21 protein-coding genes are annotated in these 21,814 nt (G+C 48.9%); 12 read left to right on the forward strand and 9 right to left on the reverse strand.

What is annotated here, in order from left to right; all coding sequences use genetic code 11:
• Positions 1–117 precede the first annotated feature (117 nt).
• The 4 genes from RBT11_09370 to RBT11_09385 all read left to right on the forward strand — a co-directional run bounded on the left by RBT11_09370 (position 118) and on the right by RBT11_09385 (position 3,770).
• Positions 118–471: a hypothetical protein gene (locus RBT11_09370; protein ID MDX9786974.1), complete on the forward strand. Its 354-nt coding sequence runs from the start codon at positions 118–120 to the stop codon at positions 469–471.
• Positions 472–656: 185 nt separating this feature from the next.
• Positions 657–1,580 carry a DUF1848 family protein gene (locus RBT11_09375; GenBank protein MDX9786975.1) on the forward strand — a complete coding sequence of 308 codons (924 nt, stop codon included), beginning with the start codon at positions 657–659 and terminating at the stop codon, positions 1,578–1,580.
• Positions 1,577–2,578, forward strand: coding sequence for a tRNA dihydrouridine synthase DusB (gene dusB, locus RBT11_09380; protein MDX9786976.1), 1,002 nt, complete (start codon positions 1,577–1,579; stop codon positions 2,576–2,578). The genes RBT11_09375 and dusB overlap by 4 nt, the downstream gene beginning before the upstream one ends.
• 118 nt (positions 2,579–2,696) lie before the next feature.
• Positions 2,697–3,770: an adenylate/guanylate cyclase domain-containing protein gene (locus tag RBT11_09385; GenBank protein MDX9786977.1), complete on the forward strand. Its 1,074-nt coding sequence runs from the start codon at positions 2,697–2,699 to the stop codon at positions 3,768–3,770.
• 101 nt (positions 3,771–3,871) lie between these two features.
• On the opposite strand, the gene RBT11_09390 is transcribed toward RBT11_09385, so the two are convergent.
• The gene (locus RBT11_09390) at positions 3,872–4,837 is read right to left on the reverse strand and encodes a hypothetical protein (protein MDX9786978.1); all 966 of its coding nucleotides are present in this window, start codon (positions 4,835–4,837) and stop codon (positions 3,872–3,874) included.
• Positions 4,838–4,842: 5 nt separating this feature from the next.
• A complete protein-coding gene (gene queF / locus RBT11_09395) occupies positions 4,843–5,250 on the reverse strand; it encodes a preQ(1) synthase (GenBank protein MDX9786979.1) in 408 nt (135 codons plus the stop codon).
• 199 nt (positions 5,251–5,449) lie between these two features.
• Here queF and RBT11_09400 point away from each other — a divergent pair, with 199 nt between their 5' ends.
• On the forward strand, positions 5,450–5,638 hold the full coding sequence (locus tag RBT11_09400) for a hypothetical protein (GenBank protein MDX9786980.1): 189 nt from the start codon (positions 5,450–5,452) through the stop codon (positions 5,636–5,638).
• A 43-nt stretch (positions 5,639–5,681) separates the two neighbouring features.
• On the opposite strand, the gene polA is transcribed toward RBT11_09400, so the two are convergent.
• Entirely contained in the window at positions 5,682–8,360 is a 2,679-nt protein-coding gene (gene polA, locus RBT11_09405) for a DNA polymerase I (GenBank protein MDX9786981.1), read from the reverse strand.
• A gap of 117 nt (positions 8,361–8,477) precedes the next feature.
• Between polA and RBT11_09410 the strand changes: the two genes are divergently transcribed.
• Positions 8,478–8,687 carry a hypothetical protein gene (locus RBT11_09410; protein ID MDX9786982.1) on the forward strand — a complete coding sequence of 70 codons (210 nt, stop codon included), beginning with the start codon at positions 8,478–8,480 and terminating at the stop codon, positions 8,685–8,687.
• Positions 8,688–8,846: 159 nt separating this feature from the next.
• On the opposite strand, the gene RBT11_09415 is transcribed toward RBT11_09410, so the two are convergent.
• The 4 genes from RBT11_09415 to priA all read right to left on the reverse strand — a co-directional run bounded on the left by RBT11_09415 (position 8,847) and on the right by priA (position 12,783).
• Complete coding sequence (locus RBT11_09415; protein MDX9786983.1) at positions 8,847–9,485, reverse strand: HAD family hydrolase; 639 nt, start codon at positions 9,483–9,485, stop codon at positions 8,847–8,849.
• Between the two features lie 3 nt (positions 9,486–9,488).
• Positions 9,489–9,878 (reverse strand): hypothetical protein, encoded by a 390-nt coding sequence (locus RBT11_09420; GenBank protein ID MDX9786984.1) that lies wholly within the window; start codon positions 9,876–9,878, stop codon positions 9,489–9,491.
• A 114-nt stretch (positions 9,879–9,992) separates the two neighbouring features.
• Positions 9,993–10,214: a hypothetical protein gene (locus RBT11_09425; GenBank protein ID MDX9786985.1), complete on the reverse strand. Its 222-nt coding sequence runs from the start codon at positions 10,212–10,214 to the stop codon at positions 9,993–9,995.
• A gap of 97 nt (positions 10,215–10,311) precedes the next feature.
• The gene (priA, locus tag RBT11_09430) at positions 10,312–12,783 is read right to left on the reverse strand and encodes a primosomal protein N' (GenBank protein ID MDX9786986.1); all 2,472 of its coding nucleotides are present in this window, start codon (positions 12,781–12,783) and stop codon (positions 10,312–10,314) included.
• 114 nt (positions 12,784–12,897) lie between these two features.
• On the opposite strand from priA, the gene RBT11_09435 reads away from it, so the two are divergent.
• The 4 genes from RBT11_09435 (at position 12,898) to RBT11_09450 (ending at position 17,364) form a co-directional block, all read left to right on the forward strand.
• Positions 12,898–13,200 (forward strand): hypothetical protein, encoded by a 303-nt coding sequence (locus RBT11_09435; protein MDX9786987.1) that lies wholly within the window; start codon positions 12,898–12,900, stop codon positions 13,198–13,200.
• A gap of 267 nt (positions 13,201–13,467) precedes the next feature.
• The gene (locus tag RBT11_09440) at positions 13,468–14,340 is read left to right on the forward strand and encodes a hypothetical protein (protein ID MDX9786988.1); all 873 of its coding nucleotides are present in this window, start codon (positions 13,468–13,470) and stop codon (positions 14,338–14,340) included.
• A gap of 69 nt (positions 14,341–14,409) precedes the next feature.
• Positions 14,410–15,276, forward strand: coding sequence for an HDOD domain-containing protein (locus RBT11_09445; GenBank protein ID MDX9786989.1), 867 nt, complete (start codon positions 14,410–14,412; stop codon positions 15,274–15,276).
• 51 nt (positions 15,277–15,327) lie between these two features.
• The gene (locus tag RBT11_09450) at positions 15,328–17,364 is read left to right on the forward strand and encodes a ThiF family adenylyltransferase (protein ID MDX9786990.1); all 2,037 of its coding nucleotides are present in this window, start codon (positions 15,328–15,330) and stop codon (positions 17,362–17,364) included.
• Here RBT11_09450 and RBT11_09455 read toward each other — a convergent pair.
• Positions 17,347–17,901, reverse strand: coding sequence for a hypothetical protein (locus RBT11_09455; GenBank protein ID MDX9786991.1), 555 nt, complete (start codon positions 17,899–17,901; stop codon positions 17,347–17,349). The genes RBT11_09450 and RBT11_09455 overlap by 18 nt on opposite strands.
• A 936-nt stretch (positions 17,902–18,837) precedes the next feature.
• Between RBT11_09455 and RBT11_09460 the strand changes: the two genes are divergently transcribed.
• Positions 18,838–19,758, forward strand: coding sequence for a PEP-CTERM sorting domain-containing protein (locus RBT11_09460; protein MDX9786992.1), 921 nt, complete (start codon positions 18,838–18,840; stop codon positions 19,756–19,758).
• A gap of 124 nt (positions 19,759–19,882) precedes the next feature.
• On the forward strand, positions 19,883–20,566 hold the full coding sequence (locus RBT11_09465; protein ID MDX9786993.1) for a DapH/DapD/GlmU-related protein: 684 nt from the start codon (positions 19,883–19,885) through the stop codon (positions 20,564–20,566).
• A gap of 29 nt (positions 20,567–20,595) precedes the next feature.
• Here the strand turns inward: RBT11_09465 and RBT11_09470 are convergent, their stop codons facing one another.
• Positions 20,596–21,600 carry a glycosyltransferase gene (locus tag RBT11_09470; GenBank protein MDX9786994.1) on the reverse strand — a complete coding sequence of 335 codons (1,005 nt, stop codon included), beginning with the start codon at positions 21,598–21,600 and terminating at the stop codon, positions 20,596–20,598.
• Positions 21,601–21,814 lie beyond the last annotated feature (214 nt).

Below are 21,814 nucleotides of genomic sequence, written 5' to 3' on the forward strand. Positions count from 1 at the left end.
TGCCCACAAGAAAAGGATTGCACCAGCGATGGACCCAAATAATAGAGCGCCTATTACGAATGGGCACTGATTCAACGAGCCGTTAAAAAGCTTGGGAACAAAAAGGGATCTTGTACCATGACAACCTATGAAAATGATATTGTCTTAATTTATTTTGAGGGCTCACCACTTTGCTTTGCAAGGGTTGAAAGCATTCTGCCGGATTCCAAACCGGACTGGTACCATCTGAAACTGCTGATGCTGCAAATTCCCCTTCATGTCGTCACTTGGATATTAAGGGATGCCTATATCAACGGGGAGCCCTTTACCATGAACGGCAAAAAAATGCGTCTGGAGCGTATCGAGTGCCCGGCCGAGCCCGATATCATCGGACAGGATACCAAAAAAGAAAAGAAACCGGCATCCAAAAAGAAGAAGACCGATAAGGCAACAGTGATCAGCTTTGCGGATCTAAGAAAAAATTCGTCTTAGGGGTCAGGGTATCACCAATCAATGAAAAGGCCTTGATCATCGTTTCGGCCAATTTTCCACGGCAGGGAGGCCGCGCCAGGGGGGTTTTGGAAGAGCGGCAGGCTGTTTGAGCGACAGCGAGTTCCTGCCGGTCTGGAAAAAATACCCTGGCGTGGCCGTAACCATGACCATAGCCGATGGGGGCAATGAAGACACCACCCAAAATCGTACTTTCCGCCTCACGCAGAACCGATATTCCAGCCTTTTACATGGATTGGTTCATGGCGGGAATAACCGCAGGCGTCTTTGAGGTTAAAAACCCGTATAACGGCCGCACACGCCAGGTTCCCGCCACTACGGATACGGTTCACACGATTGTTTTCTGGTCGAAAAATTTCGGCCCTTTTATTCAAGGCGGCTACGAGCGCACCTTAAAGCAAATGGGGTTTCATCTTTTTTTCAACTTCACGATCAACTCCGAATCAACGGCACTGGAACCCCATGTGCCGCTGCTTTCAACCAGGCTGCAGCAATTATCGGCGCTCACACAAACCAACCCGGCCGAAGCCATCTCCTGGCGGTTTGATCCGATATGCCGCTATCAAACCGGGTCCGGCGCGCCAACCGATAATTTAAAAGATTTTGACCGGATTGCCGAACACGCAAATAGTTGCGGCCTTACCCGATGCATTACCAGTTTTATGGACCTTTATCCCAAAATCAAACGCAGAACCGCCCGAAATTCAGACATCCGCTTCACGACCTTTTCCATCGCGGAACAAACGGAACGGATTCTCGCCATGCACCAAAAGCTAAACGCGATGAGCATACAACTTCAGACTTGTTGCGAAAACGACCTGATCCAATCCCTTCCCTCAACCAGCGGCATTACCAACGGTGCCTGTATCCCCAATGATCTTTTGATGCAGCTTTTCGGCGGGCGACTCTCAATTAAAAAGGATACGGGCCAGCGAACCACCTTCGGATGTAACTGCAAGGTCTCGGTGGATATCGGCAGTTATGATCTTCATCCCTGCTTTCACAATTGCCTGTTTTGCTATGCCAACCCGGCCCCGCCGCCTGAAAAGACCGCCTTGCGCTCATCCCCGGCGGAAGGATGCGCCAAATGAAAATCGGGTCGGTAAGCCTTCAGGACAACACGGTGCTGGCGCCCCTGGCCGGAATAACGAACCTTCCCTTTCGCCTGATGATTAAGCAGGCGGGGTGCGGATTGGTCTGCGCGGAGATGGTGAGCGCCAATGGATTGATTTATGGCTCTCAAAAAACAGTTGCCATGTTGGCCACCGTGGCTGAAGAAAAACCCGTTTCAATCCAGATTTTCGGGTCCGATTCATCGGCCATGGCCGAAGCGGCCCGCAGGGTCGAAAGTGCCGGGGCAACGATTCTGGATATCAATTTCGGTTGCTCCGTCAAAAAAGTCGTCAAAACAGGCGCCGGGGTGGCACTGATGAAGACACCCGAAATCGCCGAAAAAATATTGACGGCCGTCCGCCAAGCCATTACCATACCGCTGACCATCAAAATTCGGACCGGATGGGAGCCGTCCGGGCAGCAAGCCCTTGAAATCGCCCGCATTGCCGAGGGTTGTGGCGTGGACGCCATCGCCGTTCATTCACGAACCGCCACACAGGGCTTTCGCGGGACAGCGGATCGATCGATTATCCGTATGCTAAAAGCGCAAGCACGCATTCCCATCATCGGCAACGGCGATATTCTCTGTGCTGAAGACGCCCTGTCCATGATGGCGGAGACCGGTTGCGACGGTGTAATGATCGGCCGCGCAGCCATGAACAATCCATTGATTTTTAATCAGATTAATGCGTTATTACAAAAAAAGACGCCCCCGGAGCTTGATTTGCCGGCCCGTTTTGGCCTGATGGAATCGTATTTCACCTTATCGGTTCGGTTTTTCGGCGAGCTGCACGCCTGCCGCATGATGCGAAGTCGACTGGGCTGGTTTGTCAAAGGGCTTCATCAAAGCAGTGCCTTTCGCGAATCGATCAAGCAGCTTTCCACGAAAGCCGAAGGGTTGGCGCTGATCAGGGCGTATCGGGAGACTTTGGAGAGGTTTGCTGTTAGCTATCAGCTATCAGCTATCAGCTATTAGCTATCAGCTATCAGCTATTAGCTTTCGACCGAAATTTATAATTCAAAATTCGTTATGTTGTTGTCGTACCGGCTGATGTTGACCCTTGGTTCATCATTTTCTGCAATAGGAGCTCGCCATGACGATGCAACCCCCAGTGCCTTTCTCCAAAATAACCCCGACACCCCCCGACAACTGTTTATTATTTATTGATGACGAGGAAGGCATCCGCCGCTCGGTGTTACGCGCATTGAAAAAAAGCGCCTATACCCTTCTCACCGCCCAAAACGGGGAGGAAGGGCTTGGCATTGTCCGGCAACGGCCGCAACGGATTTCAACGGTCATTACCGATTACAAAATGCCGGGCATTAACGGGCTTGAGACGCTGATCAAAGTTCGTGCCATCAATCCCGAAATTACCCGTATTATTCTGACTGGTTACGCCACCATGGCGGTGGCGATTCAAGCCACGAACGAAGGCATTGATGGCTTTTTGAGCAAACCATTTGATAATACGGAGTTCAGGGCCAAGATTCACGATATTTGTCTCCGTAAACGCTTACGGCAATTTGTTTCCGAGCCGATCTATCAAAAAATTCAGAAAGCACCGAACGCCCTACTGCCAGTTTTTCACGAAGCTTCGGTCTTGTTTGCGGATATTCGCAATTTCACGCGCATGTCCCAGGGCGTTTCGCCGGAAGAGATCGCCGCTTTTTTAAACGAGCATTTTTTTACCCCCATGGGAGAAATCGCCTATGACCATCTCGGCACGGTGGATAAACATATGGGAGACGCGATCATGGTGGTTTTCGGCTCACCGGTCCCTCGGCCGGAAGATCCGGTGCAGGCCGTGTCGGCCGCTCAAAAAATGCAGGAAAAAGCAAAGGAAATAGATGCGCTGCTCTTGCGGGAAAACAACCGGTTTCGGCTTGAGATCGGCATCGGTATCGCAACGGGGAATGTGTTATCCGGCGTCTTGGGGTCCTTGCGAAAAAAGGAATATACCTCGGTGGGCATGGCGGTCAATATCGCCTCTCGCCTTCAGCATCTGGCCGCCGGCGGCGAGACGTTGATCAGCGAAGAGACCTATGGGGAAATGAAAAAATATGCCGAGACATCAGGGATCGAAAGCCGCATCACCGCCCATCCCCTGCCGCCGGTCGCCGTAAAGGGAATGGATCACCCGTTGACCTGTTATCGCGTCATCGGGTGATCCGGCAAAGCCGGATGCTGGGATGCTGGGCTGCTGGGCAGCTAACCGTCTCGATGAAATTCGATAGGCGTGTGTCGGGATCTTTGTCTCTAAAAGGGTTATCAATCCTTCTTGCGAACGATACTTCCGACTTTAATCTCTCCGCTCTTTTCCCGCATAACCACTTCGGATTGCGTGTCCGAAACCGCAGTGATTGTTGCTTCCCCGACTTTGATGCCGGGAACGATGTAGCGAGATTCACCGGCGGCCCCGAGAATCTGCCCTTCAGCAAAAACCTCTAATTCATCATCAACGGAGAGCCCGACATTATCACCGAATAAGATAAAGGCCTTATTGTTTTGCACCGAAGTAACAATGCCTTCCCACGGGACAGTTTCAAGCCTGTCGCAGATAGACCGGACGGCGGATCGCGCTGTTTTCGCCAGCTCATCTTCCGTCGCCGAGGCGTTCAACACCTTTTCATCCGCCAATGCATTGTACTCGTCTTCGGTCAACTCCACATCCATGAACAAGGTGTCATCCAGCAACTTGGCGGCCGTTCCGGCATGATGCAGGGCAAACTCCATTTGAACACGGGCCATCAGTGCTTTTCCCTTAAACCACAACATGCCCGTGCCTTTCTGCTCACTACTGATGCGGGAAAGATGACCGGTTATCACGCCGTTGAGACCGGCTTTGCGGCAAATCTCCGCCAGTTCGATATTGTCCGGGGGCGTCACTCCCGGAGTGACAAACCGGGCCAAGTCATAGGGGTATTGGGCATCGCCGGGTGAGACCAGAATCACCCGCGCACACTTGTCTTCGAGCGCTTCGGTCAACCGGGCCAGAAAGTCCATGTGAAGCCGGTCCGCCACCCACGGCATCTGGTTTCCAAATGGAATCACGGCAAAGGTTTGAGCGACGGCATCGTCTTTCCAGCCGATATTGCTTACCATTTCCGTTGCGCTGTCCGTGACTTTCCCCAAGGTTGAACAACCGGCTGTCAGCAAAAAACAACCGATCAGGATGGAGATAAGGTGCGCGCCGTTCCGCTGTTGACCGCGCCTGTTCGTTGGTAATGCCATCATCCGCCTCATTTGTCCCTTTCATAAACAGCAGAAATTGTAGAGGTAATCCCCCCTCTGGCCGTGAACTCTCCGATGATCTCCATTCGTTTCGGCCGAATCTGCGCCACAAGGTCATCAAGAATCCGATTTACCACATGTTCATAAAAAATACCGACATTTCGATACTGCAGCAGGTAATACTTCAACGATTTCAGCTCCACAATCTTATCATCGGGCCGATATTTGATCAGGATGGTTCCAAAATCCGGCAACCCCGTCATGGGGCACACCGACGTAAACTCGGGCTGGCGAATCACGATATCGATATCCCGGCTGGTTCGATATTGATAGTCAATAATATCGATAAGATCCGTCCGAACGACCTCCGGCTTGTCTACCGGATATAAAATCTTTTTTTCAACTGATGACCCCATAACACCCCCTCAAGACGGGATCTGCGAAGGATGACAACCCCGCCATAAATAAATGTATCCAACTATCAGAAGCGTAGCCCCCGTGTCAAACATCTCCGCGCACGAGCGGCCATCGGCGTTGCGACAGTGCCTTGACTTCCGGCCAATCATCTGTTAATGACCTATAATCATTATTAATAACAATAAGAAAGGCGCCATCATGTCATCCATGGATGAGCAGATCCTTCGGGCCGCAAAGGAAATCATTGTGAAATTCATCGAAACCGGCCGCGTATCTCCCAGCGGGTTTTCCGAAGCCTTTAAATCCATTTACCAAACCGTCCATGAGGCCGTGAGTGAGAATCGTGCCGACACCACAGAAACATCAAATGTCAAAAAAACCGGCTAAGGCATTCCGCGCCCTTGTACGGACGGTCGGCCGGGCGCCCCTTCTAATGGACCTGCGCCCAATTATCCCCCCATTCCATGTTCACTTTTAACGGCACCCGCAGTGCCCATACGCCTTCCATAATGCCGCGAACCAGTTCCTCGGCAAGCGTTTCCTCTTCGGGCGGCACTTCAAATACCAGCTCATCATGAACCGTCAGCAACATGGCCGTTTCCATCCCTTTTTGGCGTAGCGTCTCATCGGCCTTGATCATGGCCAATTTGATCAAATCCGCGGCAGAGCCCTGAATGGGGGTATTGATCGCCGTGCGCTCAGCAAACTGGCGCACACTTAAATTCGTGCTGTCGATATCCGGCAATAACCGAATGCGATTCAACAGCGTCGTGGTTTTCCGGGTGGTATGCGCCTCTGCGATGGTTCGGTCCATAAAGGCTTTTACCCCCCGATACCGAGCAAAATAATTATCGATGTAGGTTTTCGCCATTTTCTGACTGATTCCCAGTTGCCTGGAAAGGCCAAAAGGGCTCATGCCGTAAACAATGCCGAAATTAATGGCCTTTGCCTGACGCCGAAGATCCGCATCGATAAAGGAGGGAAATACCTGAAAGACTTCCGCCGCCGTTCGGGTGTGAATATCCTCATCATTGAGAAAGGCCTCAATCAAAATCGGGTCTTCTGAGCAATGGGCCAAAATCCGCAGCTCGATCTGGGAATAATCCGCGGAGAGTAACCGCCACCCTTTTCGGGGTAAAAAGGCGCTGCGAATCTGCCGGCCTTCTTCGGTTCGAATCGGAATATTCTGCAAATTCGGGTCCGAGCTGCTGAGCCGGCCGGTTGCGGTAATGGTCTGGTTATAGGAAGTATGAATGCGCCCTGTTTTTGGATGAATCAGATCGATCAGCGCATCGGCGTAAGTGGATTTTAATTTTGCAAGTGTCCGGTGGCGCAATACATAAGCGGGCAGTTCATGGTGATCGGCCAGTGCGGTCAGCACATCCACATCGGTGGAATAGTTCGTCTTTTTCTTTGTTTTTTTCTGAACCGGCAACTTCAGTTTTTCAAAAAAAATCTGCCCGAGTTGCTGAGAGGATCGAATATTGAAGCGCTCCCCGGCAAGCGCGTAAATCTGCGCTTCCAACTCATCAAGTTGCTGCGCAAATGTTTTGGACAGCTCCATCAACCGGTCCGGACTTACCTGAATGCCCCGCCTTTCCATGCGCACCAATACCGGAACCAACGGCATTTCAACCTGCTGAAATAAGTCCCATAACCCCAAGTTCTTCAGTTTGGGCGCAAGCACCTCATAGGCCGCCAGCGTAATATCCGCGTCTTCGCCGGCATAGGGAACGGCTTTTTCCAGCGGCACACGGGCAAAGCCGTCTGCTTTATTGGCCTTGCCGACCGTTTCTTCATAGGTAATCGTGTGGTGATTTAAGTAATCCAGCGCAATCTGATCCAGATTGTGCGCCCGTTTGGAGGGGTTCAGAAGATAGGACGCCAGCATGGTATCAAACACCACGCCGGCCAATTCAATCCCGTAATGGGACAACACCATCCAGTCATACTTGATATTCTGCCCCACCTTTTTAAGGTCATTATTTTCCAGAATCGGTTTTAACAGGTCGAGCACCCAGTTCCGGTCCAGTTGGTTCGGCACAACGTCCGCATCGTGGCCGCAGGGAATGTAAAACCCCTCATCAACCTGCACGGCAAAAGAGAGTCCCACCAACTCGGCATTCATGGGGTCTTTGGAAGTGGTTTCCGTGTCAAGCGCAAAAACAGGGGCGGATTTTAATCGGGTAATGAGCGCCGTTAACGCTTCGATATCACAAACGGCCTTATACGCTTTGGTTTTCGTTGGGGTTGGCGCGAAAAACACCTGTTGAAGTTGAGAGAACTCCAGCGTTTTAAACAAGTCCTGAAGTTTTTCCCGATCCGGCTCCTGACGGCAAAAGGCTGCCGGATCAAACGAAACCGGCACATCCCGGTGAATGGTTACCAGTTTCTTGCTTAAAAAGGCCTGTTCCTTATAGTCACCGAGTTTTTCCCTTTGTTTTTTCTGCGAAACGGTATTCAAGGCGTCATAAAGCGCCTCCATACCGCCGAAGGATTGAATGAGGGACAATGCCGTTTTCTCTCCGATTCCCGGCACGCCCGGCACGTTATCGGATGTATCACCGGAAAGGCCCATCACGTCGATCAACTGTTTCGGGTCAAGCCCGTAAGTGTTTCGAACCGAATCGTAATCAATGGTTTTCTCCTTCATGGGATCCCAAATGCTGATCTTTTCCGTGACAAGCTGCATAAAATCCTTGTCACCCGTCACCATCACCACGGAAAACCCTGCCGATTCCGCTTGGTTTGCGATCGTGCCGATGACATCATCGGCCTCGTATCCCGGCATTTCAAAGACCGGCAGCCGCATCGCGCGGGCGACCTCCCGAATGTACGGAATCTGAATCGCCATATCCTCGGGCATGGACGGCCGGTTCGCCTTATAGGCCGAATACATCTCATGGCGAAAGGTGGGCCCCTTGGCGTCAAAAAACATACCGATATATGCCGGGGATCGATCCGATAACAGCTTGATCAGCATGCGGGTAAACCCGAAGACCGCGTTGGTGGGAAGACCCGATGAATTGGTCAATCCCCGAATGGCATGGTAGGCACGGTGAATATAGGCCGTCCCATCAATCAGATAGATCGTTTTCTCCTCTTCCATGCCCTGCCGTCCTTTCCGTGGGATTGACATAAGTATCGGGCTGAATTACATTTGCCGAAAAATTCCGCCTGATTTTCTTAGCACTAAAGCGGTTAAACAACAAGGCGACATCGGCAAATGAAACGAACTTTCGGGAAAAAACGCGGAACCACCCATATGATGTGTCACTGCTGCAAGCGGGAATTTTCTTTTTGCTGGCAATGCCGCCGGTGCGGTTTTAGTATCTGCCAATACTGTATGGCAGAGAATTTCTGGGGAGTGTCCTGCAACGGCATCACCTGGCAATGTCCGGATTGCGGAGAACAGAACGGATTGGGAAATCAATAACTGATAAGCGCTATCCAAAAATATTTGAAATTTTGTATCTGCTCAGCCTTTCGTAAGCGCTGATGCTGTTGTTTCGTGCACGTGAACGTGAACGAACGGATTCAACAGCGAGAGATAACCTCTCAGATTGAATTTGTTAGAATCTAACATCCACTCTCTTTAAAAACCATCAAACCTCGAATACCCCTCTAATATCACCCCCACCTCCTGAAGGCTTGAAATGTGAAAGTTTGCTTCAAGGGATGGATTTGCATAGGCCGCAAAAGGAACATTGGCGGCGTATGCCGCTTGGGAATCCAATTCTGAATCCCCGATAAAAAGCACTTCATAGGACGGCACGCCAAAATGATTCGACACCTTTTTCAACATGTCGGGATGCGGTTTGGGCTTATCCACATCAAGCGCACAGACCACCAGGTCGAACATTCCCTCCAGCCCGTGTTCCCGAATGACCTGCCCCATGGTGTTGGTCCGGTTGGTGGCAACAGCGGTTTTCATGTGCGGCCGCACCTTATTTAATAAGTCTCTGAGGTGGGGCTCAATTTCCATCAGCCGGATAAAATCCGTGTATCCGGTTTCTCTGCAAAAAGCCAACGCCTGTCGCAGCATGTTGTCATCCGGAAAAAGAAGGGCCAAGGCCTCGCCAGCCGTATGCATATGCACATAGTCCAATTGTTCGGGCAACAAGCCGGGCCGGCCGAAATGATTTAACACCCTATTATAATAAGCCGTATTCGCTTTTTCCGAATCAAACATCACCCCGTCACAATCCAATGCAATAACCTTGAAACTTGCCATATCCTATTCCTTGCGCTTATCGGTGTCGGGCTGAATCAGCCCATAAACCGGGACTTCAATTTCCGGTCGAATCTTGCTGTCGGTCACCAAATAGAGGGTGTCCAGATAACTCCCCACCTCTTTTTTGGTATTTTCCACGGTAATTTGATACGTCGAATTTTTCTGGTTTTCCACTTCTTCAAAACGGTACTGAATATGCTTGCCCTGTTTGGCCCGAACCGCTATCAGTTTGAGCGGATATTTTTCTTGCGTATCCAGCCTCAGCGCCTGTTTGATTTGCGTTCCGATCGTTCCCACCAGCCGTAATCGCTTGGGCGAAAGGGCATAGAGTTTATCGATCTGACCGGTAACAATCAGTGTATGCTTCGGATTTACCGAATCATTCGTGATCACCTCGATATTCTTCCGAATCGGGCCACCGCCGCGATTGAATGTGTTTAATTTGATCGAAATCGTTCCCTCGCCGCCCGGCGGGATTCGCCGCGTAAATGCAGCGGCCGTGCACCCTCAGCCGGGCTTGACATGTTGTATCAGCAGCTCCGCGGTTCCCTTATTTTGTACAATAAAATCATGTTTGACTTCCACGCCCTCTAATATCGTCTCAAATTGAAATGTTTTTTCAGGAAAAACCGCTATCGGTGCCGGCGGTTCATTTTCCCGGCCGGCCGCCGTGAACGCCACAGCGACACAAAACAGCATGATTCCGATCATCCACGTTATTTTTCTCATCAAAAACTCTCTCCCGAATCGGTTCAAGGGCGTCTTTGTGTTTATGGGGGAAAGCAGCCGCTGACTCACCCCTATCGACTCAAGTTCACTCCGCTTCTCATAGCATATAAAGGGGGTCCACATCTACATGGATTTTAACCTGCCGGTGTGAAAAGGCGGCTGTTTTATAAAATAGCAACCGATGAACAAAGCGATGAAGTGCCCCGACTTTTTCACATTTTAATAAAAGCTGCCAGCGGTATTGGCCGGCCACGCGAGACAATGGGGATTCAATCGGGCCGAGAACTTCTATTGCGTTAAAAACAGCGGGCTGTGCCCTTTTTTCTGCTTGACACCGCTCGCCCAGCTCACGGGCCACAGTCCGCGTCCGGTCTTTATCTTTTCCGGAAATGCGAAGCTGAATCAGGCGCGTATACGGCGGGTATTGCAACGCTTTTCGAAAACCGATTTCAAGATTGTAAAATGCGTCATAGTCCTGGTTTTTTGCGCTTAATATGCTGAAATGATTTGTATTATATGTCTGAAGAATCACTCTCCCCGGCACTTTTCCGCGCCCTGCCCTTCCGGAAACCTGCGCCAATAGCTGAAAGGTACGTTCTCCGGCGCGAAAATCGGGGAAATTCAAAGAAAGATCCGCACAGATAATTCCCACCAGGGTAATATTCGGATAGTCATGCCCCTTGGCGATCATCTGGGTACCCACCAGAATATCAATCCGGGCGGCCTTGAGATCTTTTAAAATTTTTATCAGCGCCCCCTTTCGCGCCGTCGTGTCCCGGTCCATGCGTGCCACGCGGGCCTCTGGAAACAGGCGTTTGATCGCCAGTTCCACCTTTTCCGTTCCCATTCCCAAGAGTTGAATGTGTGAAGACCCGCAGGTGGGGCAATCCGATGAGGCCGCGCGGCTGAACCCGCAAAAGTGACATTTATACAGATTGGCCCCGTGGTGATGGGTAAGAGAAATATCACAATTTTGGCAAGTTAAGGGCGAGCCGCAGGTTTTGCAAATCGGAAAATTGGCAAACCCCCGCCGGTTTAAAAACAAAAGTGCCTGCTCCCCCCTTGCCAGGGTCTCGCGCAGGGCGGTTTGAAGCTCGGGCGTGATAAACCGATCAATGCCCTGAAGACCCTTTACTTTCTTTAAATCCACGATCGTTATCTCGGGAAGCGGCCGGTCGGCAACCCGCCTGGTCAACGAGAGTTGCCGGAATTTACCCGCGCTCACATTATAAAAAGACTGAACCGAGGGCGTGGCGGATCCCAAAAGCACCACGGCATTCAACTCCTTGGCGCGCTTGACGGCAAGATCCCGTGCATGGTAGCGCAACCCGTGCTCCTGCTTATAGGACGTATCATGCTCCTCATCCACGATGATCAAGCCCAGATCCCGAAATGGCGCGAATATGGCCGAGCGGGCACCCACCGCAATCCGCACCTGGTTTTCGGCAATCCGCCGCCATTGATCATAATGCTCTCCGACGGATAACCCGCTATGAAGCAAGGCCACGATGTCACCGAATCGGGCGCGAAAGCGCCGCTCGGTCTGGGAAATCAGCCCGATCTCCGGCACCAGAACCAGCACTGAAACCCCCTGCCGTATTGCAGCGGCCGCCACCTGAAGGTACACCTCCGTCTTTCCGGAGCCGGTCACACCGGTCAGCAAATAGGTTGAAAACCCCTTGCCAATAGCGGCGAGGACCTCCGGAACGACCCGCGCCTGTTCATCGGTCAGCACCGGCGGCGTATCCGGCGCGATGGGCTCTCCAAAAGGATCTCTATACACGGGTTTTTGCGTCACCGTCACCACGCCGACCCTCTCCAAGGCCGGAAGGATATGCGCCGCGTTGGGCACCCGGCCGGTCACTTCATGAACAGGCATTTCACCGGCATCCCTTAGAAAATTAACAAGCTGCTCCCGTTGGGGCGTTCGGCGCAGGGCGTTCCAGGCACCATCACCGGTCAACGCCACATAGCGCGCCATGCGCTGCTGCGTATTCCCGCCCACCACCTTTTTTTTCATCACCACCAGCCCCCGATGAACCAATGACTGATAAAGCGCGTGGGGAACATCGCACTTCAGGTGCCGCGTCATTGCCTTTAACGTGCAAGGCCCCGAGCGAAGCCGCTCAAGAATAAGTTGCTCAAGCGGGGGGGATAAGCCGTCACCAAGGGCAGCCAGCCCTTGGGATGTAATTGAAAACAGACTGGTTTCATATAGGGTCAGCCCCCGGGGCAGGGCTGTTTGAATCACTTCCCCGATGGGATGCATATAATAATCCGCGATCCACTTATAAAAGCTTGCCATGGATGCCGGAAACAACGGCACATCATCCAGAACATCCAGTATACTTTTTATTTTCTTTTCCGGTATCGGTTTTGATGCCCCTAGAATAAAGCCGGTAACCCGCCGCTGCTGAAAGGGAACCAGCACCCGCTTGCCGGGCATAATAATAGGCGACAACGATTGGGGCACAACATAAGTAAAGGTACCGTGAACGGGCAGGGCGACACCGACTTCAATATGAGCCAAATCCGCGTGCGACGGGTTCATTTCGGGCTCAAACACCACTTTCTTTTTTCCTTGACACACGGGCAGCCTTTTTTTACTGTGAAAAAGGGAAATTAGAAGAATAATACAGATCAGGCAATCGTTCCATTCGACCTTAATTGAAAGGAATTCACCATGCGTTCAGCAATTAAAAAAATATGGGTTCTCATTATCGCGGCCGCTATGATTTTGGTGCCGCTAACATCCTCATCCATTGCCGCAACCGAATATGAAAAAGATGATATGGCGGCTGAAAAAATGGCGGCTGATCTGGTCGCTATCAGACCTGTCGCAATCGTCGGAACTATCGTCGGGTTCACCGTTTATCTCGTATCGCTTCCCTTTTCAATCCCCGGGGGAAATTCACAAGAGGTTTGGGAAACAACGGTTGTAACACCGGCCAAATTCGCTTTTGTTCGACCGCTTGGTGATTTTTAGTGTCTTTGACTAAAATATAAACGCGCCCCGAATGCCATTCTAACCCTAAAAAACCCGGCCGGTTGGAAAATACATCAACCGGATGGACACTAACAAAGAGTGGCGCGGTAATCAACAAGCCTTGCGGTTGTACCGGATCGAGGCGGCTTATTGCTGATTCCGCCGCCTTATTCCGTCAACAATCCTTAGCATCAATTTTTAATTTAAAGATTCAATGTGGCAGGTTCTGTTTCTATTTTTTCTGCGCTGTTAAGGAATTATAATGTCATGACCCTCTCCGATATCGAAAGACGGCGTACCGTCCGTCTAAAGCGCTCAGCACTGCTCACATCAAAGCTGGATGAAATAGACCGACCTGCCATCAAGATCGCTGAAACACCGGAAGAATACGAGCAGGCGCTCGCACTCGTATATCAGGAATATGTTCAATCGGGTTACGTCGCCAATCCGACGCCCGAAGGCAAAATCTTCAGTGTTTATAACCTGCTCCCAGAGACGGCCGTCTTTGTCGCCAAATCTTATTTAACTGTCATCTCAACGCTTACTCAGATATTTGACAGTGAATTGTTCGGGTTGCCCATGGACAGCATCTATCGCGAGGAGCTAAGGGGATTAAGAGAAGAAGGACGTAAAATCGTTGAGCTGGGCGCCCTGGCGACCAAGAAAGATTTCCGATGGCAAAATCTCTTCATGTACCTGTGCCAGATCATGTATTGGTACGCTCAGTATAAAAAGGTGAATGATCTTTGTATCACCATCAACCCCAAACATGTCCGCTTCTATAAAACCATTTTTCTGTTTGAAGAATACGGTCCTGAAAAACAATATCCCAAAGTAGGCGCGCCTGCCGTTTTGTTGCGGTTGAACATGGATGATATCGAACACAAGCTCAAACGGGTTTATAGCGATTTTGATTTTGATTGCAATTTATATAAATATTTTCATCGAATGAACGGCAACAAGCAGGAAAACTATGAAGAGGCTTTAAAGGGCCGAATGTCGCTAAGCGAACACGACCAACCGCGTCTTGATTCGACAACGGCACAGAAGCTAATCCATGTCAATCAAGTGGTTCTACAAAATCTTTCGCCGGCGCAAAAAAGCTTCATTCTGAAATATTACCCGGACCTTCAATTATAAATAAGGCACCTACGATTCCGTACCGCCTTGCCGCCTCACCTGATTGAATAATATTTTCAAGGTATTTCCGTGATTAACACCATACTGAATAACGTCAACCAAATTCCGCTATTACCCCAAAACGTTCAACAACTGATGTCGATTGTCAACAACCCGCAAGCAAGCACATTGGAGTTGGTAAAAATTGTAGAACAAGATCCGATGCTGGCCATGCAATGCCTGCACCTGTGTAATTCGGCCTATTATTCTCTGCCCGTAGAGGTGACATCGGTTTCCCATGCCGTCCGGTTTCTGGGTATGGACACGGTCGCAGGCCTTGCGATGGCCGCCTATTTTCAAAGTCTTATTCCCAGTCGCGGCAGCAACCAGGGTAATCCCTGGTTAAAGGGGCTAAAAGACCATTTATTAAAAACAGCCTATCTTTCCGAGGTGATAGCCAAGGCCGGGGGAAGCATTGTGGCGCCGGCCACCCTTTTTACAGCAGGCTTGCTTCATGATGTCGGCAAACTGGTGTTTTCAAAATTGGACCTGAAAGTAGCGCAACATGTTTATCGTCATGTCGGGGAAAATAAGGTCACGCTCATTGAGGCCGAGCAGGAAATTCTCGGGACAAACCACGCAATGGTCGGGCACCAATTGGCCATCAGATGGCAATTGCCGGAGGTTCTAATGGATGTGATTCGATATCACCACGACCCCTTCGGCGGTGAATACCACCAGACCTTTTATGTTTTTCTGGCCAATACCGTGGTCGGCATCCTTCACAATGATAGCGCTCTGCAAGAAAGTCTCAACACCCCGGACGTCTTGTCCGTTTCCCGCGAATTGGGATTTACCACTGACCAAATCACGGAATGGCTTAACGCCTGGTCAAATCAGCACAAAGAAAAAACGTCACCTCCTGAAAGCTTAACTAAAACAACTTCAAGCAGTTAAACCGTAAAAGCATTATTTGCCAATTTTCCCTTATCGTCAATGGTGAAAAAAATGAAAAAAAATGACCTGATAGCCGGATTGAAGGAAAGAGGCATCCATACCAAAACCCATTTTTACGCAGAGGCCTTTTCGCGAAATATCGGCCTGCTGACCCCGGCCGAACTGCTGACATTGTCCAACGCCACCATCGCCATTCCAGGCATGGGGGGCGTCGGCGGCGTTCACCTGATGACCATGATCCGCACCGGCATCGGCCGGTTTCATCTGGCGGATTTCGATACCTTTGAAGTCGCCAATTTCAATCGCCAGTTCGGCGCGACAATTCCCAATCTCGGCCGCTCCAAACTGGAGGCCATGGTCGAGCAGGCGCTTTCGGTCAATCCCTATGCCGAAATCAAAACATTTCCCGACGGTGTCACCCCGGTTAATGTCGACGATTTCCTTTCCGGTGTTCAGGTCGTGCTGGACAGCCTGGATTTTTTCGCTTTTGATGCCCGGCGGCTGCTCTTTAACCGCGCCCGCGAAAAAGGCATCTATGTCGTCACGGCTGGCCCCCTAGGCTTTTCATCGGCCATGCTCATTTTTTCGCCCCACGAGGGAATGCGTTTTGACGATTATTTTCATATTGTCGAAGCCATGACGCCGCAGGAGCGGTACCTGGCCTTTGCCATGGGGCTGGCCCCTCGGCCCACCCATATTCAATACATGGATCTTTCAAAGGTGGATCTCACCCGGAAAGCCGGCCCTTCGCTCAATATCGCCTGCCAACTTTGCAGCGCACAGGCCGGCACCGAAGCCGTTCGCATTATCTTGAACAAGGGAAAAATCAGGCCGGTGCCCTGGTATGTTCAATTTGACCCTTTTTCGCAAAAATACCGAAAAGGAAAGCTCCATCTGGGAAATCGCCACCCGATTCAAAAGGCAAAATCCATTATTGTCCGGCAATTGCTGAAGCGAAACCAGAAAGCCTTCAAGCCGGAAATACCGGAAATACCGGGTGCGCAATTTGAAAGCGATCTCATCATCCCCAAGACTGTCATCACCTATATTCTGCAGGCCGGAGTTCAAGCCCCATCGGGCGACAATGTGCAACCGTGGAAATTCCGGGTCGCGGATAACACCTTGTCCCTGTATCTTGATAGAAAAGCAGACCATTCATTTTTCAATATCAACCAAATCGCATCCATCATTTCCTGCGGCGCAGTCATAGAAAATATGCGTCTGGCCGCTTCCCTGTTCGGCCTTCGGCCTGAAATCAGCCTATGCCCGGATGACCGGGATCCCGACTTGATGGCTACGGTTTCGCTGACCCGCGCGAGTTGCGTCAGCGAACCGCTTGCAACCATGATCTGGCAACGCCAGACCAATCGAAAATTCTTTAAGAAAGCCCCCATCGCCCCCGCGGCGCTGGATTCCGTTTTTCATTCGATCGATGAATTCAGCGGCGTCAACCTGCATCTCGTGACAGATCGGCCGGCCCTTCAACGGTTGGCCCGACTGATTTATCATGTCGATCGCATCCGGACGGAACACCAGCCGCTTCATGAACATCTGAACCAGATGATTCGTTTCACGCATGAAGCGGCTATACAAAAAAGAGATGGATTTCCCCTAAACAATCTTGAAGCGGGCCTGGCAGGTGAAGCATTTTTAAAAATCACCCGGCCGTGGTTCATCATGAATATGGCCAATCGGGTTGGCATCGGAAAAATGGTCGCGCTCCATTCCCTTCAGGGCATCTTGAATTCAGGCGGCGCAGGCCTGTTAACCATAACCGGCATGGACACATCCGCCTTCATAACCGGCGGACAAGCATTGGAGCGGATGTGGCTGACCCTCACCCGGCTTGGCCTCTGCATGCAACCCATGACAGCCATTACGCTGTTCTGGCTCAGATGGCTTGTGGAAGGGGAAAAAAACTTTTTGCCGAAACACAGACGCCTTTTGACAAAGGCGTGGGAGACCTATCCAGCCATTTTTAAATCCGTTAATTTGGAGACGCAGGGCCATGTAATGCTCTTTCGGTTCGGATATGGCGCCCGAAGCAAAACGGGGACGTATCGAAAACCATTAAGATCCTTTATGTGAAGTTCTGGCAGCACGGAATTTCCGGACCTTTATTGTTTTTATCATCAGAAGAAAGATTGCCAGAGCGGCAAATCCGACTATCGCCCATTTGACGGCGGCAACAATGGAATGCAAGAAAAACAAAATACCGGGGTACCCCGGGGGGTTGTTTACGAAAGGTATTTCCATCGTATTTTCGATCCAGTCCAAGCCTCCTCCCATCAAGGAAAGGTACACAAGCCCGCGATAGAAGGCTTTGCCCCCAAGATCATGTTTCAATATCAGCAATGAAAGGGTAACGGCAAAAAAGAAAGCGTACGCGGCAGCATATAAATAATCAAAAACAATAAATTTATTAAACCTGCTGTGCCCGAACGGCCCCCAGGAATTGATGATTTCCACGCCCCTTTCTTTTTCAAAGGACAGTTGCAATTCCAAAACGCTGCTTCCGTCTTGCCCATCGATCAATGGATTGACGAAAAGCATGATTGCAAACATGAGCACCACGGCGACCGTTGCGATAATGAATATCTTTTTTTTACCTATCCGCTCCAGCATTAAATCATCCTGTGGTAATATTCGGTCATTTCCCGGTTCAATTCGGGCAAGCTTTGTCAGGGCGCTTTGTATCTCTTTAAATATCCAAGATCTTGGGAACTGACAAGTTGCTTTGTCTGAAAGTCGGAACGCCGTTTGTTCCGGTAATTCGAGAGAAGAGATTCATTGACCAGGACATCCTCACCATAAAAACGGACGTATCGAGATGTTATGGCTTCATCCGTAAAATGGTGGTCAGGGATCATCCGAATAAGAATGTGAAAATGATTTCCCATAATACAAAAGCCCAACACTTCGATAAAGTACAACATGCTGAACCTTTAGATAATATCAACCATTCGGTCCTTATCGAAGTCTTGAAATGGAAATCCATCCAGGGCGGTTCTGGACATGACATGGTAAACCGTCCACTGGTCCGGGATCAGTAAGCGCGATGATCTGGCATAAGGGTCTCCGAATTATAATACATTGTAAAAATTGGGTATAATGACTATTAGTCGCAGGATTGGTTTATGGTGTCAAGTATGATATGCTTGTCTTCATTTTTTTGTCCCTTGAAGTTGGCCCAATTGTGAAAACAATACCACAATACTATGGACTATTTTACATAAAAGCTCTCTTCTCAGAATTTAGATTCTCACTTCCATATTTGGCAATTAAATTTTTGAGATCCTAATTGTTGCATAAGCTATTTTATTTACATGGCAATTCAAATTCTAAAAAAAAATAACAACCATCCCCTTGAAATAACCCATCATGGCATCAACATTGCATTTCAGAATTGCAGTCCAGATTTAAAAAAGCTATGAATTAAACATAAATTGAAAGGGGGTGTTTTAATAAGACTGAAATTTTATGCTTAAATTTAAGTGCGTCAGGTGGCGTCAGGTGGACCCGGAATCGAATCATAAATTTAATATTTAGAAAGAGGTTATTATGAAAAAATTATTCGGATTTCTATTGATTTTTTTATTTACAGTTGGATTGTTAACTAATTCTGCATCTGCTCAAAGCATTCTATCGCCCGGCGATTTAAATGAAATCTTTTTTCAGGATGTAGAATTACTTTTTGATGGTGAGGGCAATCAAGTTGACTTGGGGAACCCTGATGTCATTCAAAACAGGGAGCTTCAAGTGGGTGACGTTTTCATGGGCATTATCAATGCTCAGAATGTGGATGTGAATTCTTCGCCGTTCTGGCAATATGATTCTATTGCCCCGGATGCCGTCAACCTCTCTGGTATTTTTGCGCAACAGGTTACTGCTGTAGATGCTGCAACTGGCTTAGTCTTTCTTACCAATACAACGATTTTTGATTTTACCTTGTTGGATACTACGACACTCGATATTTCACCGTATTTAAACCCCGGTGAGATGCTGGCGTTATATGTTGACACTGATAAAGATGGCGCCTTTACTGCCTATAACACGAATGGAACTGTACAGGAAGATGTCGCGGACGCTACGGATTCCGATTCTGGCGCGGTTTGGTTGACGGCAGGGGTGGCAGGACTTGATGATTATGCTTATAGCTATGCCACATTGGGTGTTCTGCTGGGCGAATTTTCAGCTGAGGCGTATGCCGGCCTAAGTGTTATTCAGAACAATACCGGCTTTTTGGGCTTCGAACTTGTTAACGATGCGGGTGAAGATCTTTTTGATACTTTTGTTCAAGTTGCATTTACTTCTGAGATAGAAGAAAATAATGGCTTCGTCCAAGGAAATTCACCTTGGCATCTGGCGAGCAATGATCCTGCTATCATGCTGCCAACCGTTCCAGAGCCGGGAACTGTTTTGCTCCTCGGATTGGGTCTTCTTGGCCTTTCAGTGATTGCAAGAAAAAAGAAAACAGCCTGATATTGATTTCCGAATACCGAATCTAAACGGAGTGGTTTTTATATACCACTCCGTTTTTGTATTTATTATAATAGATATGAATTGACAAACTGCAATGGCAATTCATCGAATAAGAGTTTTAAAAATGCGCAAAATATCAAATGAATCCATTGTTGTATTTTTAACTATGCTTTTAATTTCAGTCTTATTTTCGGTTGCAATTCTTAAGCTAACAATATTAAGAATACCTTTAGGGGCATATGAAGGAATCATTGCTACAGGTTCTTTCGTGTTTATTTACTTTGCAAATTGCGTTTTTCTCTATAGAATATTTTTTTATTTTTTCCCAATAAAAGAAGGTGATATCAGCGAGCGGACGAAAGCTGCGTTTAGTCATGACGTTTATTCTCTTTTTTATTTGTTAATATTTCGTTCAGTTATATGTACAAGCTTCGTTCCAACCCCAATTATGCGAATTGTATACTTGCTTCTCGGGGCGCAATTAGGCGCAAATACCTACTGCACAGGCATTATTTTAGATCCCCCTCTGACAAAAATAGGTTCGAATACAATTATTGGACAAGACGCATTGTTGTATTCACATGCAATTGAGGGCCATTTTTTATCTTATAAAATCATTGAAATAGGAGACAATGTCACAGTGGGTGCCAAGAGCGTCATCATGTCGGGGGTTACTATCGGTAGTAATTCTATTTTGGCTGCTGGCGCTGTGGTATTAAAAAACACTCGGATTGGGTCGCATGAAGTCTGGGGAGGAGTGCCTGCAAAATTTATAAAAAGATTGAATTCATCTGAAATAACAAAATAAGATATCGCGCAATTAGCTTCTCAGGTGGATTATGAGGCAAAGCAGCTTTCAATAAGATTCGCGCCGGTAAAATAGCCATGATATTTTTCCAGCTTTTTTTGAAAACGGACGGCGTTATTTGAATAGGAAGGGTCCCGCAGTATTTTTTCTATTGCGTTAATGAGTATTTCCTGATTGTTATAAAAATTTTTATAGGGTATTGAGATGCCCATTCCCAAAGATTCAACTCTTCGCATATTAAATTTTTGGTCGGGAATAGTGGGGATTCCAATAATGGGCTTCCCGTGCAGCAGCGCCTGATATATTGTTCCGTTGCCTCCATGACATACGACCAGATCGCTCTTCTCCAAAACCAGATCACCGTCGATGAATTGCTCAATGTAAATCTTCCCTGAAAGGCCGGCGAATGATTTAACCTGCCCCCCCGTGGTTATAACCGCTTTCATTTCCGTTTGTTTAAAATACTCATAAACCTTCATGAAAAAACTGCTGATGCCCGTCGAACCCATGGTAATATATATTAGCGGATGGCCGTCTTTTTCCGGCGGCCACCAGTTGGGTGGCGGCAGGGCTGTTTTTAATGTGATCGGTCCGATAAAATGGTAGTTTCCGGGAAGATGTCTGACAGGAAAATATTCAGGTATATCCGAAAGCAAAGTAATGTCTTTTCCCGCGAGGCAATTGGTTGCCGTGACCCTTTTTTCAAGGCCATGTTTTTTGCTGAGCTTATGGAAGACATTCATCGCATGGTCAAAGATAAACATCTCTATTTTAAGGTTTAGCCTGTCGGCATATCGTTTGATACCGCTGTCTTGGCTTATACCAAATCCGCTCAGCCACTCAAAGATTGGTATGTAAGGCATCGCCCTGTATTCGGTGGAAGATACATTTACGATGGCAGCATGCCTTAATCGTGCAATATGAGTAGATATTGACGCCGTGAACCGGCCGTCCGTCAAGACAAGATCGGGGCGTATTTGCCGGTAGAGTTCGAGATCCGCCACAATCATACGTTCAATTTCATCTTGCTCCATAAATCTGAGTTTGCCTTTTCGGATATTGCCATAAAGCAAGTCCGGAGCAGGCTCATAAAGCGGGTGTACTTTAAAGCCCTCACGTTCTATGAATATAGTTTTATCGCTTTCGCCGGCAAAGATTAAATGGTGCCCTCTGGATCTCAACTCTTTCGCAATTTGAAGCGGACGGCTGATATGAGAAATTGTATGAGAATACGGAATGCAAAGAACG

The organism is Desulfobacterales bacterium, assembly GCA_034003325.1.
GTDB lineage: Bacteria > Desulfobacterota > Desulfobacteria > Desulfobacterales > JAFDDL01 > JAVEYW01.